This window comes from Vibrio sp. OPT20 (genome assembly GCF_963889365.1).
Taxonomy (GTDB): Bacteria; Pseudomonadota; Gammaproteobacteria; order Enterobacterales; family Vibrionaceae; genus Vibrio; species Vibrio splendidus.
Map to the genome: position 1 here is coordinate 70709 of NZ_CAWPOA010000109.1, position 16055 is coordinate 86763.

Genomic DNA, 16055 nt, shown 5'->3' on the forward strand with positions numbered 1-16055 from the left:
TCAGCCATTACGTCTTCAAGCTTCTCTTCCATTACGTTTACTGCGCGAGTTACACCCATTTGACGAGCAAGGTCTAGGCGGTATTCGTTTACATCAGTGATTACAACGTGACGAGCACCAACGTGCTTAGCAACAGCAGCAGCCATGATACCGATTGGACCAGCACCAGTGATTAGCACGTCTTCGCCTACTAGGTCGAAAGAAAGCGCTGTGTGTACTGCGTTACCAAACGGGTCAAAGATTGATGCTAGATCGTCAGAGATTTCTGCTGGGATCTTAAATGCGTTGAACGCAGGGATCACAAGGAACTCAGAGAACGCACCAGTGCGGTTAACACCAACACCTGTAGTGTTACGACAAAGGTGAGTACGGCCGCCACGACAGTTACGACAGTGACCACATGTGATGTGACCTTCGCCAGATACGCGGTCGCCGATTTCAAAACCACGAACTTCTTGGCCGATGCCAACAACTTCACCCACGTATTCGTGACCTACTACCATAGGTACTGGGATTGTGTTTTGTGACCACTCATCCCAGTTGTAGATATGTACGTCAGTACCACAAATTGCGGTTTTCTTAATACGGATAAGAAGATCATTATGACCCATTTCAGGTTTTTCAACCTCGGTCATCCAGATGCCTTCTTCAGGCTTAAGCTTAGAAAGTGCTTTAATTTTCATAATGTTATCCAGTTCATCTCGCCTAACAGTAAGACGAGAATCAAAAATCTATTGTTCTATTGGGTGTTGCTCTATCTAATCAAAGGATGCATAAGGCACCCCTTTAAAATTAGATGATAGCCATGTCTTTACCAACTTGGATGAACGCATCGATTGCACGGTCTAGTTGCTCACGAGAGTGTGCAGCAGACATTTGCGTACGGATACGAGCTTGACCTTTTGGTACTACAGGGAATGAGAAACCTACTACGTAGATGCCTTTCTCTAGTGCGCGCTCTGCGAATTCAGCCGCTACTTTTGCATCACCCAGCATGATTGGGATGATTGCGTGGTCAGCACCGCCCATAGTGAAACCAGCAGCTTCCATGCGAGTACGGAAGTGAGCAGAGTTTTCCCATAGTTGAGTGCGTAGGTCGCCAGATTCCGCAAGAAGATCTAGAACACGGATAGACGCAGATACGATTGCTGGTGCAACAGAGTTAGAGAATAGGTATGGACGAGAACGCTGACGTAACCAGTCGATCACTTCTTTCTTACCAGAAGTGTAACCGCCTGAAGCGCCACCCATTGCTTTACCAAGCGTACCTGTGATGATGTCGATACGGTCAACAACGTTGTGGAACTCGTGAGTACCCGCGCCGTTTTCACCCATGAAGCCTACTGCGTGAGAGTCATCAACCATAACTAGTGCGCCGTACTTGTCAGCAAGGTCACAGATTGCAGGAAGGTTAGCGACTACGCCGTCCATTGAGAACACGCCGTCAGTTACGATTAGTGTGTGACGAGCGCCCGCTTCTTTAGCTGCGATAAGTTGTTGCTCTAGCTCTTCCATGTTGTTGTTCGAGTAACGGAAGCGCATTGCTTTACACAGACGAACACCATCAATGATAGATGCGTGGTTTAGAGCATCAGAAATGATTGCGTCTTCTTTGCCTAGGATAGTTTCGAATAGGCCAGCGTTTGCATCAAAACAAGATGTGTAAAGGATAGTGTCTTCTTTACCAAGGAACGTAGATAGCTTTTGCTCTAGTTCTTTGTGAGAGTCTTGAGTACCACAGATGAAACGTACTGAAGCCATGCCAAAACCGTGCTGATCCATACCATCTTTAGCTGCTTCGATAAGAGCTGGGTGGTTAGCAAGACCTAAGTAGTTGTTTGCACAGAAGTTTAGTACTTCTTCACCAGTCGAGATAGAAACCGCTGCTTTTTGTGCAGAAGTGATAATGCGCTCAGACTTGTAAAGACCTTCTTCTTTAACTTCTTCGATTTGAGTTTGAATCTGTTGGTAAAATGCAGAAGACATTGTCTATTCCTTCCTAATTATTATTCAGCAGCATCGTGCGCCGCATTATGTAGGGGATGTAAACGATTTCAATTCGATCATTTACACTGTAAAACTTATACCCCTATTCTAGTTGAACATCCCCTTCTCGATTATCCCTTTAGTTGGAAAAACATTAATGAATCACAGGCACTAATAATAATTCATCCCAGTGACGCAGGGCACATAAACGCTTCTTACCTGTTCTTTTTAACGTCAAATCCCCTTCCGTTCGTGTCTAATTTCGCTTTCATATCGAATATAAATTTTTCATCTCAGAACGATATAGTGATGAATGCCCGCTTCTCTCAGAATGCGCACCAGCAACGCCGCTATACAAATGAAACACGATGAGAAGAGAAACCAAGCAAATGACCCTATCTGACAACACCATACAAGAAGCTTTCAAGAATGACTGGCACACCTGCTTTTATCAGCCAAAGGTTCAGCCTAGTGTCGAGAAAGTGACTGGGGTTGAAGCGCTGTTTCGTTTAGATATTCCAGAAGAAGGGATTTTCGCTCCGGGCGTGTTTATCGATCGTGCGTTTGCATTGGGTTACGAAGAAGAGATCTTCTTTACTGTGCTTGAACAGTCTTTAACAGAAATAAAATCTCTCTCTGTTCACTTAAACTTGGCAGTTAATGTCAGCAATAAGGTGCTCGCCAACCCAGATAACGTAGAAAAGGTTCGTGAATTGCTTTGGAATGCGTCTTTCAAGGCAGAACAGCTTACCTTTGAGCTAAGTGAAAATGATCAGTTGGATGAGCAGCTTTGTGAGCAAATTAAGCGCTTTAAGTCTCTGGGCGTCAGAATCTCTATCGACGATTTTGGTATTGGCTATTCAGACATAAATAAGGTGATGGGCCTTAATGTCGATGAAGTGAAGTTCGATAAATCGATTGTGAACAGTATTGAGCCAGCATGCTCCGACTTGGTTAAGCGCACTCTGGCGTACTGCAAAGAGTCTGGAATCGAAACCGTTGCGGAAGGCGTTGAAGACACAGATACACGTCAACTAATCCATCAGCTAGGTTTTGACAGCTATCAAGGCTTTCTATACTCAAAGCCACTGCCTTTAACTGATCTTAGATTCGTCATGTAGATAGTTGGAGCTCAAGTAACGTTAGCTTAAAACAAACTCGACACTTTTCTTCTTCTGCTTAAGGTCGTGGTAACGGATGTACTTAAAGTAGATATCGTGTTTATTTTGGATGTTCTGAGAAAAAGGATTTTTCACCACTTTCTTGATATCTGCCTTGAAAAACGGCATGCCGAGCTTGCTCATATAAGGTTCTAAATACAGGTCATACAAGAACTGGCACATAGCAGGGTCAAGGGTCGGAATGCGAAACTCAGTATCAGACAAATTATCCGCCATGTAATCGAAGATCTTACGACGAATCACAATGCTAACCGCGCCAACACTGCAGAGCATCTTACTTAAACCGTCATACACCACATGACCAATAATGACCCCCTCGAAAAAAAAACAAAGCACCTGCATATCTTCTTTTTTCACGCCGAGATGCTGAGCAACCTCGATAAAGTCTTTGCCATAAGTTTTGAGGTGCATCCCTTGAATCGACTTCAGCCTTTTCGCAGGAAGCGAACCCATGTTGTATGACTCTACGCTTGTGACCTCATAGTCGTAGCCAATATCGGCATTAGACGGACGTTCCATATTCTTTGTTGCGGCTTTGACTTGAACCATTTCTTCTACCGAAAAATCATAGTCGGCCTGAAAGAAACTCGCGATACCAAGGCGACGAACAAAACTAGGCAGCGTCTTTGCCCTTTCCCACTGACTGACCATTACTTGATTAACACCAAAAAATGCTCGATGAGAATTGGAAAGTAATTCTGAAAATTCTTCCTGTGAAATGGACGCTGATTCACGAAGTCGTTTTAGCTCAATTGGGAAATTGTCTTTATTCATCTGTCACTTACCTAGCTTTTTAACTAGTGTAGTTTACTTATCTCTACTATGACATGATGCATTGAGCATAACCTCGTTTAAACAAAACTCCCCCAGAACTTGGTTGGTATTTGTAGGCAGGTCGCTACAGATAAATGTTAAATCTCGTAGGCCCAGCACTCTTGTTGTATGTCGAGCAGCTCCGGCTTACCGCTCTCTAGCTGATAGAGGTGGAATTGGCTTAAAGGGGGCGAATACACATGTAGCGTAATGAGCGGTTCATCTCCAGCCTGTAGATTCGATATCTGATGGATATCATTATCTTTACTGACGGTCACACTGCCCTCTTGGAAATGAGTCGACTGAGAAGCAAAAATATGGCCATTAGCCGCCGTTTCAAACAAGGTTTCCGTTGCTTGCCCGTGTAAAACTTTTACGCCACAAGACGTATTCAAATGATCGTGTATTTTACTTCTTTGCCCATTTAGCCAACTCAAAATTAAAACTTCGCAGTGGTCATTCTTGAAAAGTCTTTGTCGGCAGTATGTTTCTTTATCAAAACTCGCCAACGACTTGATCTCTTCTTTACTCAGCTCGATGTTATCCAATATGAACCGAATGGAAGCCAGAGACATAGGTTTATTCGCCAGCTGTATTTGGTCCATAAACTCTTGGAAATTAAGCTCATAATCGTTATTAATTAACGCGGCTAACGCGGGAGATTGCGTTGGAGTGATATCAGTACGTTGCAAAATACTTACCTCTGACTATGTTTTGCTCTTCCGAACTCGAAGTTAAAAGTTCTCTTCGAACGATGAAATATGGCTGATTCGATTCAGCACAAGTTGGGAGGATACTAACACCGTTTAAATTAAATTTAACAAGTAACTACAAGTATTTACATTCATATAACAAAAGCATCTAACAACCAATTAGAAGCAACGGAATCGCCATATTGACTTGAGATTTGAATAACTGAGTAATTTGAAATAGGAACAACAAAAGAACGGCTTCCATCACGGCTACTATTGCGCGTATCAATTAATGAAATTGATTCACAAATCAGAAGAGTTCAATCACAATTAAGGTTATGGTCACCGTTGAAATTAGTCTAACTGGATACTTATGATTAACCCAAAACTCATCGCCCTACTTCCCGATCTCGCCTCGTTTATCTTAGTTGTGAATGAGGGTAGCTTTACCGCCGCAGCAAAGCAGCTAGGCGTTACACCTTCAGCGTTGAGTAAATTGATCACACGTCTAGAAAAAGCACTCTCAGTAAAACTGTTCGAGCGAACCACTCGTACATTGATCATCACGCAAGCAGGCCAGTTGGTATACGATCAAAGCGTGGTCATGATTAATGCGGCGCAACAAGCGGTTGAGCTGTCTACCTCCGACCATACTGAACCTGCAGGCTCTATAACAGTAGCGGCGCCTGAGGCGTTCTTGAACTCAGTGCTACAGCCTTTTGTTGTTCCATTTTTAAATCAGTATCCAGAGATTCAACTCAAGCTAAGAGCGGCTGATGGCGACATCGACATATTGCGCCAAGGCATCGACATTGCCTTTCGTCTTACCGATAAACCTGACGAGAGTTTGGTATTGAAAGAGCTCGGAAAAACAAACCTCGTGTTATGTGCGAGCCCCGACTATTTAGATGCCAAAGGAATCCCTCACCACCCTACCGAGCTTTCTGAGCACGACTGCTTATACCTTGCAGAAACAGATAAAGACCACATTTGGGACTTCCTTAAAGATGATGAGTTTTACACAGTCCCCGTCAGCGGACGTTACGCTGTGAACCACTCTCAGATGCGATTGAAAGGTGTTAAAGAAGGGCTTGGTGTGGGTATTTTCCATGACTTCGTAATTCAAGATGCATTGGCTGAAGGTTCTGTAGTGCAAGTACTGGAAGATTGGACCATCAAGAGTAATTACCATGGCGCTATCGCGATGCAGTTTGCTCAAACCAAGTACATGCCTGCCCGATTGCGTGTGTTCATTGATTATGCGATGGAACACTTGGGTGACAAACTGGCAGGAGAAATAAACTGATGCTGAAAGGAATACACCACGCCGCCATTATTTGCTCAGACTACGAAGTTTCTAAACGCTTTTATACGGAAGTTTTAAAGCTTGAAGTGATTGCTGAGAATTATCGTGAAGCGCGCCAGTCGTACAAACTTGACTTAGCACTGCCTAATGGCGCTCAAATAGAATTATTCAGCTTCCCTAACGCACCTGAAAGACCAAGCTTTCCGGAAGCTCAAGGGCTGAGACATTTGGCTTTTTGTGTTGATGACGTTCAACATGCCAAAAGCTATTTGGAAGAACATGGCATTGAAGTCGAACCGATTCGAGTTGATGAATTTACGGGGAAATCATTTACGTTTTTCGCAGACCCAGACGGCCTGCCGCTAGAACTTTATCAGATCTAAAGCTTTATCAAATCTAGAGCGGTATCTAGTCTAAAGTCTTCCTCACAGAAGAAGAGCTCATCTGATTAATAAAACGGACTTTCTCAAATAGAGAAAGTCCGTTTGCATGTCAATTAACTCAACGCGGTCTTGAATTTCTCAACGCGTGAAAACAGTAACCAATCCAATAGCATTGCAATCACAATCGTTGCGCCCGCGAGTGGAAACAGTACCGAAATAACAACCACAGTCACTAAGCCTGCTTTCCATAAGCCCGCATCACCAAACTTCGGTGGCGCCCCCAGCTTTCTTTGGCCTGAAGGTCTGCGCATCCACCACATTACTCCACCAGTCACTGACACCACAATGAATGCCAAACAGAACAACGCGTTTAGAAGCTTGTTGATGATGCTGATGTCACCTTGGTGCAGAGAAATACCGACGGCTAAGGTTTTGGCGAATAAATTGTAATCTTGCCACGTCACCTCTCCAAGAATGCGCCCTGAATATTGGTCGAGGTGAGTCGTGCGATCTTGGGTTGGGTCGATAATGTCACCGCCCATGGTATTGGCAGCCACGGTGTAAACGCCCGTTTCTGATCGCGGGAAATTGACTTTATATTGCGTAAAACCAAGAGATTGAGCTTTTGCTATCACATCATCAATCGAGAAATTACTCGCAGATAATACATGCTGAGAATGATCCTCACCCATCTTAGAATGATCATGAGCTTCAGACGCTTCTTCTACTTGGTGGACGTGTTCTGCTGGCTTATCTTGAGACAAAGGCAGTGGCGTTTGTTCTAGGTTCCAAGGCATTTCCTCTTCAGACCCGTGATTTAAAGAAGCATGCGTTTCGTTAGACAGAGGAATGTCATCCCACATTTGAGCAGGAAAAGTACTCCATGCTTGCACTAGCTTACCGCCCCAAAAACCTGTCCATGATAATCCTGATAGAATAAATAACAGAAGAATGAATGACAGTGTTCCACCGATGTTCGCATGCAGATCACGCATTAAAACACGCGTTCCTGAACCAAATCGAAGCTTAAGAAAACCAGCCCGGCTCGCGTTATCTCTCGGTAACCATAAGTAAATACCACTGATGAGTAACAGAATAGACAAGCTTATTGCGACTTCAATTAGGTAATCGCCCCAATCACCAATCAACAAAGTGCCGTGAATGTCATTCGCCAGTTGATACAGACTATCGCTGCGCGGGATTTCTCCTACCACTTCGCCAGTGTATTGATTCACCGTGGCGAAAACGGAAGTGCCATCTTCAAGTGATACAGAAAATCGGTTCGCAAGATCAGGGACTTTGCTCGGTACAAACTGTGTCACCGTACCTTGTGGGTATTGATTTTGTACTGCAGTTAACTGTTGTGAAACCTTAATAGGGTCGCCCAATGCAACAATCTCTATGGCTTCGTGGTGGAAAGCCAATTCGATTTCATCGTCAAACAGCATCACCAAACCAGTAATACTCAACATCAACATAAATGGGATAACGAATAACCCGGCATAGAAGTGCCAGCGCCACGTAAGGAAGTAGAGAGTTTTATTGCGGTCTTTGTTTTTTATATTGGTTCTCGAACCGGTTGTTGCACTGCTTGTAGACTGCGAAGTCGCTTGTGCTTTCGCAGAGCTTTGAGATTCATTTCTCAACATTATTATTTCCTTTGACACACGCAAACATACCTTCTGAAAAATCAGAAAGTAATCTGAGCATGTTTAACTTTACTTAATACTTTATTTTTTAATTATTTTAGTGGGTTAGGTTTAAGCAATATCAAAGGGAGGGCCGCGCGGGGCTTGCCTCGTGTAGCGTTCGCTTAGAGCCAAAAAAGCGTAGCTGTCTGAGACAATAGAACTCAGTCGAGTTGTCAGTAGTGTAGTTGGAAGTTCGTCTTGGTGAAACGTGGAAAAATGGCTAAAGGGACACGGCTTTCCTTTGTGAGTATTGGGCTCGCCTTCCTCAATTTGAACCAGTTCAAAGCCGTTGACCGTACATAACGACGCCCATACTCCCGCACTATTACCATGAGCATTGATAACAGGCATTAGTGTCACTAGTACCCAGCTTAATGCTGTAGCAAGTAACATGGAGAAATTGAACGAAGTTCGGCGCATTATTCCTAATCTTTATAAATTCCCCTTATTATGAGGCACTTGTTATATAGGTAAACGTAAAGATTAACATCAGGTTAAAAAATTGAAGCTAACGCACACTCTTTTTAGTTAAAAACTGGTTACAACCAAAGAGCTAAAAGAATGTTACGCACCTATTAGCAGTAACATGTCTAGAAAATAGCAGTAAACTGTTTAGAAAAAAGACAATAAAAAACGCCGCCTTACACCTTCCTCTAGAGAGGGTAATGTAAGACAGCGTTTTAGAAATCGAATCTTGAGGCTTTGCTCTTTGTTACGTATCTAGCAAACTCAATTGATTAGCAAATTAACCGAAGATTTTGCTCCAAATGCTTGGATTACGCTTCTCGTGATACTCTTCACGAAGGCCATCGATAGTACGAAGCTCTTGCTGTGCAGATTCAAATTCACCTTGGTCTAGCTTCTTCTCAATGCTATCAATCGATGCACTGATCTTTTTGAAACCTTCCATGAAGTGTTCTTCTTTCTCAATTGGGTAAACACCCGTTTTGAGCTCAGCAACTAGCGTGTCGATACGTACGATAGGCTTTTGCATCTCTTCAATGTTTTGAGCTTCTGCCGCTTGTTTGAACGCAAGCTTCATTTCTTGCATGTTTTTCTTAAGGTCAACATTAGCAAAAGCGTTGCTAGACAATAGCGAAGCAGCGATTAAGCCAGATAAAAGGATTGAGCGAGTTTTCATTGTTTCTCCAGGTGAAGCGATGTCTTTGAAGATAGCGCCATCGTTATTGTGGCACTTCGACTTTATTATTTTCGGCTAGTGTATACAAAAATCCGTCGGGTACAAAAATTGATTGTGTCGAAATGCAAACTAGCTAGCTAACCAATGACTAAAAAGTATAAAGTAACGGACATTCCATCACTCAAATACCGAAAATTCAGCAATAGATTGGCGGCCACGCAATGCTAAAAATGCCAAAAACTGCTGTGGCGAATGAGTGACCACTTTATTCGAATCCACACCTACTTTGTCTAACAATGCAGCGACTAAGTCCAAGCCACCAACATCTACGCAGAAATGCGCATCGCTACCTGTCGTAATAAACGCACCTTTCGCTTTAGCTATTCTTGCGATCTCATAACAGCGGTCAACACTGCCAACTCGGCTATTGCCTTTGAGTGTGGTGTTGTTGATTTCAATCGCTACGTTATGTTCCGCCGCACATTGAATCACAGCTTCAAAATCGAAATCAAAATTAGGGTTTCCTAAGTGACCAAGCGCATCAATTCGACCACCTTTAATCACATTCAACAATGCTTCTGTATGGGTAGTGACATCCGATGGGCGAAATACTGGCTCATGAAAACTCGCGATCACCCAATCCAAGTTCTTATCCACACTCGGATGAATGTCGATTTCACCCTGTGTGTTCATGATGTTTGACTCGACACCTCGAATAATTGCGACATCTTCAATAAAACGAGGGAGCACACGCTGATTGCTGAAGAACCAATAATGTGGCGCGCCCGGCATTGATTCTGAATGGTCAGTAGTACAAAACATGGCTAAACCGTTTTGCTTCGCCGATTTCGCGTTTTCGATCAGCGTGCTGTAAGCATGGCCACTTGCGTATGTGTGGGTGTGGGTATCTACTTTGAGTTCCATGAATCAATGCTCTCTTCGCTTAGTCAAAAAACGTTTTCCAGAAAGTAACTCTGAGCCTCTTTCTGGAAAGGAGTGCCCGCACCTTTTTCTGAAAAGGAGTGCTTCTGAAAAGGAATGCTTAATGGCAACAATTCGACCAGTTTATCAGCTGAAAGTGACAATTAGCACCTAAACATAAGGGTTTCTTGTAAGTTCATTTACACAGCACGATAATACGTGGCTAACCAGACGACACTAACGCTTTTCTTATCTAAGTAAAATCGAACATACTCGGTAATTACGCCAATTTTTTGCAACCTACCCAAGTTCGTCAATACTTAAACCAGTCTACAAACTGGAGTGTTAGATGAGAAGAAGACGATATCCGCTGAGTATCCACATCACTAGCCTTTTCTTAATTTTGACCACTCTTGTCGGTACCGTACTGATTTCGATAAGTTATCGGCACTCTCAAGAACTGCTTTTAGGCACCGTGCGCGAAGTCAGTAATGAACATCGCGATAAGCTGGAATCGGTATTTAAACAAGCTATTGCCCCAGTCATCACAACCTTAAACGTGATGGCAGTGAGCCCGTTTGTTGCTCATCAAACCTCCTCCGTCGAAAAAGAATCTTGGCTTGCTTCGGTCGATATCATCTTCAAACAAAATACCAATTTAGTCGCTCTGTTCTATGGCTCTGAAGATGGCGATTTCAGAATCTTTCGTCCTCTGAGTTCCATTAAACAGAGAGCCGACAACAACGCTCCCGCCAAAGCGACCATGATGGTCAGCAGCACCAATCTAGATGGTGATAACTTTATTACCTTTCTCGATGGCGCACACCAAGTGATCAGTACCCGACAAGCCGAGAGTAAGTTCAACCCCACGACTCGACCTTGGTTTCGTAACGCAAAGCCTGACGGCTCAATACAACTCTCTGAGCCCTACCTGTTCTATTTCCTGCAAACCAATGGCATCACGCTTTCTAGACGTTCTTTGGATGGCAAGCATGTCGTTGGTGCCGACTTCACGTTGAAATCTCTCTCTTCCCAGATCAGTGAATTGGCCTACTCTCCACAAACCCGACTCGCTCTGTTCGATCAACATTTCAATCTTCTCGGCCAACATCAACTTGATCTATCGATTCCCAAGCTTACCTCCCAGCCTAACGACACAAGTAAAACTGAGAAAACGAATAACCAAACGACGGGGAAACTCTCTGGTAGTGAGCAAGACCAAAGCTTCTTTAATGTGCCCAAACGTGAACAGATGGAAGCATTGAAAGCATCCGTCATAGCACCACTTATCTCCGACGAGGAGAAATTAAACCTCAACCTAAAAAACGTTGAATACAACCTAAACACTTGGGCATTAACACTAACGCCTGTTGAGCTCACTCAGAATGTCACTTTATATTTGGCAGAGGCTACGCCACACAATGAGTTGCTCTCTGATCTTATCTCGATGCGTGACAAGCAAGTCGCCGTCGCGATTGGGATGTTGTTCATCTGCTTCGCTATCGTATGGTTTGTCGCCAATCGTTTGTCTCAGCCGCTTAATACGCTGATGCAACTCACCGACAACATCGCACGATTTGACTTCAGGCGAACTCATTATCCCAAAAGCATGATTCAAGAAGTGGCTAACCTCGCCCACTCAATTGAGCTGATGGAACACACACTTCATGATCTTATTACGCTACTTCGCGACACGGCAGGTAATCAGGAATTTTCGATCTTAGCCAAGAATATTGCTCATCAAAGCTATTTAATTACCAAAGCAGAAACCATCGTCCTCTTCACTCAATCAAAAGAGAAAGATGTGTTTGATACGGCCGCGAACCTCGCCATTCTTCCCTTTAAGGCCGACATCAATGACTTCATCAAGCACACCCCTTGGTTGCTGTGCCAGCTTAAATCTGGAGAAACCATCCACTTAAACCGAGAAGACAATGTTCTCAACTATTACCAAGATTCGATCTTCAATTCAGATCTGTACCTGTTTCCACTATTAAACCGTGAGAAGTTGTTGGTGGGTATCGTCGCAATTGGCTATGAAAGACCGATTACCAAGATGCAGGCAGACAAGCACGCCTTCTTACGAGAACTGCTCAGTTTTGCGGAAATAGCCAAAGACAACATCGACCAAATGCAGCAACAGAAAGACATGCTTAATGCCTTTATCGAGTTGATTGCATCAGCGATTGATACCAAATCACCTTACACGGGCGGGCACTGCCAACGAGTGCCTGAACTGACCAAATGGCTCACCCAAGCAACCATTGATGATGACCGTTATTACCCGCAATTCTCATTGGATAGTAAACAGTGGGAAGAGTTAATGCTCGCCGCTTGGCTTCATGACTGCGGCAAGGTAACCACACCTGAGTATGTCGTAGACAAAGCGACAAAACTTGAAACCATTTACGACCGAATCCACGAAGTGCGAATGCGTTTCGAACTGTTAAAACAACAGGCTGAAACCGACTACTGGAAAGCCATAGCGAACGGAGCGCTTCAAGAGGACCAGCTTAAGATCCTCGAACAAAGCTTGTCAGAATTGGATGAAGAATTTGCCTTTGTTGCTGAATGCAATCTTGGTGGAGAGTCGATGACGGACGAACAACTAGAACGCTTAGACCGAATAGCCAAGCGCCAATGGAAACGAACACTAGACGATCAGCTAGGGTTATCTTGGTCTGAACAAGAGAGATTCAATGCGCAACAAGACACGACAGAGAAGAGTGAAGCTGAGCCAGCAAGAAAAGACCAAATACTACCGGTGATGGAACCGCTACTTGCCGATAAGCCTGAGCATAAAATACCGTGGGACAATGGCTTTAGCCCTGCTGATGTATGGCAAGAAGCGTTTGTGCTTAAGCCAGGAGAGGTCAAATACAACCAAGGTGAACTGCACAACTTGAAAGTACGCCGTGGCACGTTAAACGATGAAGAACGTTTCATGATCAACGATCATATTATTCAAACCTTCACCATGCTTAACAAACTGCCTTATCCGTCTTACCTCCAGAATATCCCGGATATCGCCAGCGGACACCACGAGCGTATCGACGGTAAGGGCTACCCAAGAGGCTTAAGCGAAGACCAATTACCTCTACCGTCCAGAGCGATGGCCATTGCTGATGTCTTTGAAGCGCTCACCTCTAGTGATCGCCCGTATAAGAAAGGCAAACTCCTAAGCGAATCACTCAACATCATGACCGACATGGCCACCAGCGGTCATATCGATCCCAAGCTGTATTTGCTGTTCTTAGAAAACAAAATCTACGACAAATACGCTGAGCGATTCCTAGAGACTAAACAGCATTGCGAGATTGAACCAAACGAACACATCGACCGAGTCAAAGAGTACATACGCTCATTGTTCTAAGCTAACCATTCAGACTAAAGACCATAAGCTTCATAAGCTCAATGGTTAGCTTTTAGCTGCCGAGTCCAATACCGCAACGTCCACTACAGTCGCTACAGCCACTGTGACTCGCGGTGTTTGCTTGGTTTTTGCCTTGCTGTGTCTTTTAGCTAGTAGAGTGTTGGTAATGCTCGCCACAACAATCAGATTAATGCCAATCATCTGCTGAGTAGAAAACACATCATCAAAGAACAAACCCTGCCATAAGGCGCTAAACAGCATGTTAGTAAAAATCAGTGGTGCCAACTGGGAACCGCTGTCTGCAAGCTTATAAGCCTTGGAGCGGAAGATTTGAGTATTGATGGTAAACAGTGCGAGTCCAAATGCACCAAGTCCAATCCAACGCAAGTCATCAAACGACAGCAAAGTCGTTAAAGCACCATACACACTATCCCCCTTAAGGACATCTGGTACAGCAGAAACAGAAGTCAACACGAGCATAGGTATAACAAGTATTGCTGCGACTAAAAAGGTCCATGCGTTAAGCTCTGCTGGTGTCAGGCTGGTTTTAGATGCTCGGTACAGACTCACTTGCGAGCCAGAATTAAACACACCCGCTAGAAGTCCAAGAAATAGCGCAGGTCTAAAGAACTCCGAACCAAACTCAAACTGCGACCAATCCCCTGCCATCATCACTACGCCGAAAAATGTAATGGCTAAACATGCGATAGTCGTTGTATGAACCTTGGTTCCGAATATTAATTTTTCTAACAATGGAATAAACAACGGACCCGTACTGAATAACACCACACCTTCAACCAGCGTTAAGGTTTGTAGTGAAGTAAGGAAACACCACTGACACGCCACCATAAAGATCGCTCGCATCACTAAAGGTTTCCACATATCGAGTGAAGGTTTCGTTATTTTGTAAAACATCAAGAATAAAAATAAGAACAGACTGGGTAACAAAAAACGCACAAAACTGAGTAACGAGATTGGCATCACTTCAGATAGATACTTGGCCATCAAGCCACTCAAAGACAAACTGAACGTCGACAACAACATGAAAGTCGTCGCCTTGGTAATATCAGACATAATTATCACCTCCTATGACACCTATTTTAGAAGCGTGACGTGATGAAAAATAGCGAGTAATATTAACCATAACTGTAAGGAAAACTTACCAATGAAGAAACTCGTCCCGCTTAAATCCGTTTATGCTTTCATTGCTGTTGCTGAAACCGGCAGCATGACCGACGCTGCTCGAGTGTTGTATGTCAGTCATTCTGCAGTAAGCCAAGCTATCAAATCATTGGAGCAACTGGTCAATAAGCCGCTGTTCCAACGTGTCGGCCGTCGTGTTGTTCTAAATTCCGCAGGTAAGCGATATTATCGTAAAGTCGCGCCAGCACTGGAACAGGTGATAGAAGCGACAGAAGAGCTTGCCAGAACGCCTAACGATCACCGCATTACTCTCAACATGGTCAATTCACTCGCCATGCACTGGTGGATCCCTCGAGTGCCCGACTTCCAAGCCTTTGCTCCCTCTCTTGATATCCGTATTTCGACATTAACAGGCCCTTTCGATATCGAACAAGAAGGTGTCGATATTGCCCTCGTACATGGCAAGCCAAACGAGTGGGAACAATATTACAGCGAAAAGCTCGGCGACGATGAACTGGTCTTGGTGTGCAGCCCTGCTCTATTGAAAAACCAGACCGGATTAAACGTCCAGCAACTTGTGAAACAAAACCCAACCATTGGTGCGTTTAACCCAAGACGACAGCATGACTGGCAGGTGTGGTGTGATCATTATCAAATACCAATGCCGACGTTCCACAGTAACTTGACGTTCGATGTCTCGATTCAAGCCGTGCAAGCTGCAATTCGTTCGCTTGGTGTTTTAGTCACTCACCGCTTGTTTGTGAAAGATGACATCAGCCATGGGATGCTAGTGGAGCTGGGCGAACCCGTCGCGAACCCACACCAAGATTTCTATTTTGTTTGCCCAAAAAACAAATTAAAACAAGAAAGTGTGCTAAAACTGAGAACATGGTTGAGGCATAAATTCACACGCTCAGAGACATCACTGAGCGATGTTATTCAAGAGTAAGACCAAACTATCAATCCATACAGCGAGTAACAACTCAGCAAGCTTACAAGAGGCCATTATGATTATTACCACCACTCAATCTGTTGAAGGCAAACGCATTGTCGATTACAAAGGGGTTATCGCCGGAGAAGCCATTCTAGGGGTGAACGTTTTCAAAGATATGTTTTCAGGAATTCGTGACTTTGTGGGTGGACGTTCTGGCACCTACGAAAAGGAACTTGAGAAAGCACGCAACTACGCATTCAAAGAGTTGGAGCAAAAAGCGATTGAAGCGGGTGCCAATGCGGTGGTGGGTGTCGACATCGATTACGAAGTGCTTGGCACAGGTAACGGCATGCTAATGGTGTCTGCTAGTGGTACGGCGGTTGTCGTCGCTTAATCTATTAGACTATTGAGCAATCAGGCAGCCTAATGAAAACTCGTTCCAACCCTTTGATGATTAGCCGCCAAAGGGTTAGAACAGTTATAAGCTGATA

15 protein-coding genes are annotated in these 16055 nt (G+C 44.1%); 6 read left to right on the forward strand and 9 right to left on the reverse strand.

Features of this window, described 5'->3' with window-relative positions:
* Both tdh and AACR09_RS24185 read right to left on the reverse strand, forming a co-directional pair.
* A partial coding sequence (gene tdh / locus AACR09_RS24180) for an L-threonine 3-dehydrogenase (protein ID WP_228010445.1) occupies window positions 1–683 on the reverse strand: 683 nt, incomplete at its 3' end.
* A gap of 109 nt (window positions 684–792) precedes the next feature.
* Window positions 793–1986 (reverse strand): glycine C-acetyltransferase, encoded by a 1194-nt coding sequence (locus AACR09_RS24185; protein ID WP_017059545.1) that lies wholly within the window; start codon window positions 1984–1986, stop codon window positions 793–795.
* A gap of 368 nt (window positions 1987–2354) precedes the next feature.
* Between AACR09_RS24185 and AACR09_RS24190 the strand changes: the two genes are divergently transcribed.
* On the forward strand, window positions 2355–3107 hold the full coding sequence (locus AACR09_RS24190) for an EAL domain-containing protein (RefSeq protein WP_102534399.1): 753 nt from the start codon (window positions 2355–2357) through the stop codon (window positions 3105–3107).
* Between the two features lie 21 nt (window positions 3108–3128).
* On the opposite strand, the gene AACR09_RS24195 is transcribed toward AACR09_RS24190, so the two are convergent.
* Entirely contained in the window at window positions 3129–3941 is an 813-nt protein-coding gene (locus AACR09_RS24195; protein ID WP_193834574.1) for a helix-turn-helix domain-containing protein, read from the reverse strand.
* A 137-nt stretch (window positions 3942–4078) separates the two neighbouring features.
* Window positions 4079–4672, reverse strand: coding sequence for a cysteine dioxygenase (locus tag AACR09_RS24200; RefSeq protein WP_004730201.1), 594 nt, complete (start codon window positions 4670–4672; stop codon window positions 4079–4081).
* 373 nt (window positions 4673–5045) lie between these two features.
* On the opposite strand from AACR09_RS24200, the gene AACR09_RS24205 reads away from it, so the two are divergent.
* Entirely contained in the window at window positions 5046–5978 is a 933-nt protein-coding gene (locus AACR09_RS24205) for a LysR family transcriptional regulator (protein ID WP_004730200.1), read from the forward strand.
* Complete coding sequence (gene gloA2, locus AACR09_RS24210) at window positions 5978–6361, forward strand: SMU1112c/YaeR family gloxylase I-like metalloprotein (RefSeq protein ID WP_017082428.1); 384 nt, start codon at window positions 5978–5980, stop codon at window positions 6359–6361. Before AACR09_RS24205 ends, gloA2 begins: the two co-directional genes overlap by 1 nt.
* Window positions 6362–6474: 113 nt before the next feature.
* On the opposite strand, the gene AACR09_RS24215 is transcribed toward gloA2, so the two are convergent.
* From AACR09_RS24215 to AACR09_RS24230, 4 genes are all read right to left on the reverse strand, one after another.
* A complete protein-coding gene (locus AACR09_RS24215; protein ID WP_193834576.1) occupies window positions 6475–8010 on the reverse strand; it encodes a PepSY-associated TM helix domain-containing protein in 1536 nt (511 codons plus the stop codon).
* A 111-nt stretch (window positions 8011–8121) separates the two neighbouring features.
* Window positions 8122–8472 (reverse strand): hypothetical protein, encoded by a 351-nt coding sequence (locus tag AACR09_RS24220; RefSeq protein WP_017082430.1) that lies wholly within the window; start codon window positions 8470–8472, stop codon window positions 8122–8124.
* Between the two features lie 325 nt (window positions 8473–8797).
* Window positions 8798–9193, reverse strand: coding sequence for a cytochrome b562 (locus AACR09_RS24225; protein ID WP_017082431.1), 396 nt, complete (start codon window positions 9191–9193; stop codon window positions 8798–8800).
* Window positions 9194–9370: 177 nt separating this feature from the next.
* On the reverse strand, window positions 9371–10117 hold the full coding sequence (locus tag AACR09_RS24230; protein ID WP_017079736.1) for a phosphatase: 747 nt from the start codon (window positions 10115–10117) through the stop codon (window positions 9371–9373).
* Between the two features lie 346 nt (window positions 10118–10463).
* Here AACR09_RS24230 and AACR09_RS24235 point away from each other — a divergent pair, with 346 nt between their 5' ends.
* The gene (locus AACR09_RS24235) at window positions 10464–13487 is read left to right on the forward strand and encodes an HD domain-containing phosphohydrolase (RefSeq protein WP_193834577.1); all 3024 of its coding nucleotides are present in this window, start codon (window positions 10464–10466) and stop codon (window positions 13485–13487) included.
* 45 nt (window positions 13488–13532) lie between these two features.
* On the opposite strand, the gene AACR09_RS24240 is transcribed toward AACR09_RS24235, so the two are convergent.
* A complete protein-coding gene (locus tag AACR09_RS24240) occupies window positions 13533–14561 on the reverse strand; it encodes a DMT family transporter (protein ID WP_193834579.1) in 1029 nt (342 codons plus the stop codon).
* 91 nt (window positions 14562–14652) lie between these two features.
* On the opposite strand from AACR09_RS24240, the gene AACR09_RS24245 reads away from it, so the two are divergent.
* Together AACR09_RS24245 and AACR09_RS24250 are read left to right on the forward strand one after the other, a co-directional pair.
* Entirely contained in the window at window positions 14653–15579 is a 927-nt protein-coding gene (locus AACR09_RS24245) for a LysR substrate-binding domain-containing protein (protein ID WP_193834581.1), read from the forward strand.
* Between the two features lie 58 nt (window positions 15580–15637).
* On the forward strand, window positions 15638–15958 hold the full coding sequence (locus AACR09_RS24250; RefSeq protein ID WP_004730185.1) for a heavy metal-binding domain-containing protein: 321 nt from the start codon (window positions 15638–15640) through the stop codon (window positions 15956–15958).
* Window positions 15959–16055: the final 97 nt, after the last annotated feature.

Excerpts from the sequence above, each read along its gene's own strand:
- AACR09_RS24185 (WP_017059545.1), bottom strand. The coding sequence starts at position 1,986 with ATGTCTTCTGCATTTTACCAACAGATTCAAACTCAAATCGAAGAAGTT.
- AACR09_RS24190 (WP_102534399.1), top strand. The coding sequence starts at position 2,355 with ATGAGAAGAGAAACCAAGCAAATGACCCTATCTGACAACACCATACAA.
- AACR09_RS24195 (WP_193834574.1), bottom strand. The coding sequence starts at position 3,941 with ATGAATAAAGACAATTTCCCAATTGAGCTAAAACGACTTCGTGAATCA.
- AACR09_RS24205 (WP_004730200.1), top strand. The coding sequence starts at position 5,046 with ATGATTAACCCAAAACTCATCGCCCTACTTCCCGATCTCGCCTCGTTT.
- gloA2 (WP_017082428.1), top strand. The coding sequence starts at position 5,978 with ATGCTGAAAGGAATACACCACGCCGCCATTATTTGCTCAGACTACGAA.
- AACR09_RS24215 (WP_193834576.1), bottom strand. The coding sequence starts at position 8,010 with ATGTTGAGAAATGAATCTCAAAGCTCTGCGAAAGCACAAGCGACTTCG.
- AACR09_RS24220 (WP_017082430.1), bottom strand. The coding sequence starts at position 8,472 with ATGCGCCGAACTTCGTTCAATTTCTCCATGTTACTTGCTACAGCATTA.
- AACR09_RS24225 (WP_017082431.1), bottom strand. The coding sequence starts at position 9,193 with ATGAAAACTCGCTCAATCCTTTTATCTGGCTTAATCGCTGCTTCGCTA.
- AACR09_RS24230 (WP_017079736.1), bottom strand. The coding sequence starts at position 10,117 with ATGGAACTCAAAGTAGATACCCACACCCACACATACGCAAGTGGCCAT.
- AACR09_RS24235 (WP_193834577.1), top strand. The coding sequence starts at position 10,464 with ATGAGAAGAAGACGATATCCGCTGAGTATCCACATCACTAGCCTTTTC.
- AACR09_RS24240 (WP_193834579.1), bottom strand. The coding sequence starts at position 14,561 with ATGTCTGATATTACCAAGGCGACGACTTTCATGTTGTTGTCGACGTTC.
- AACR09_RS24245 (WP_193834581.1), top strand. The coding sequence starts at position 14,653 with ATGAAGAAACTCGTCCCGCTTAAATCCGTTTATGCTTTCATTGCTGTT.
- AACR09_RS24250 (WP_004730185.1), top strand. The coding sequence starts at position 15,638 with ATGATTATTACCACCACTCAATCTGTTGAAGGCAAACGCATTGTCGAT.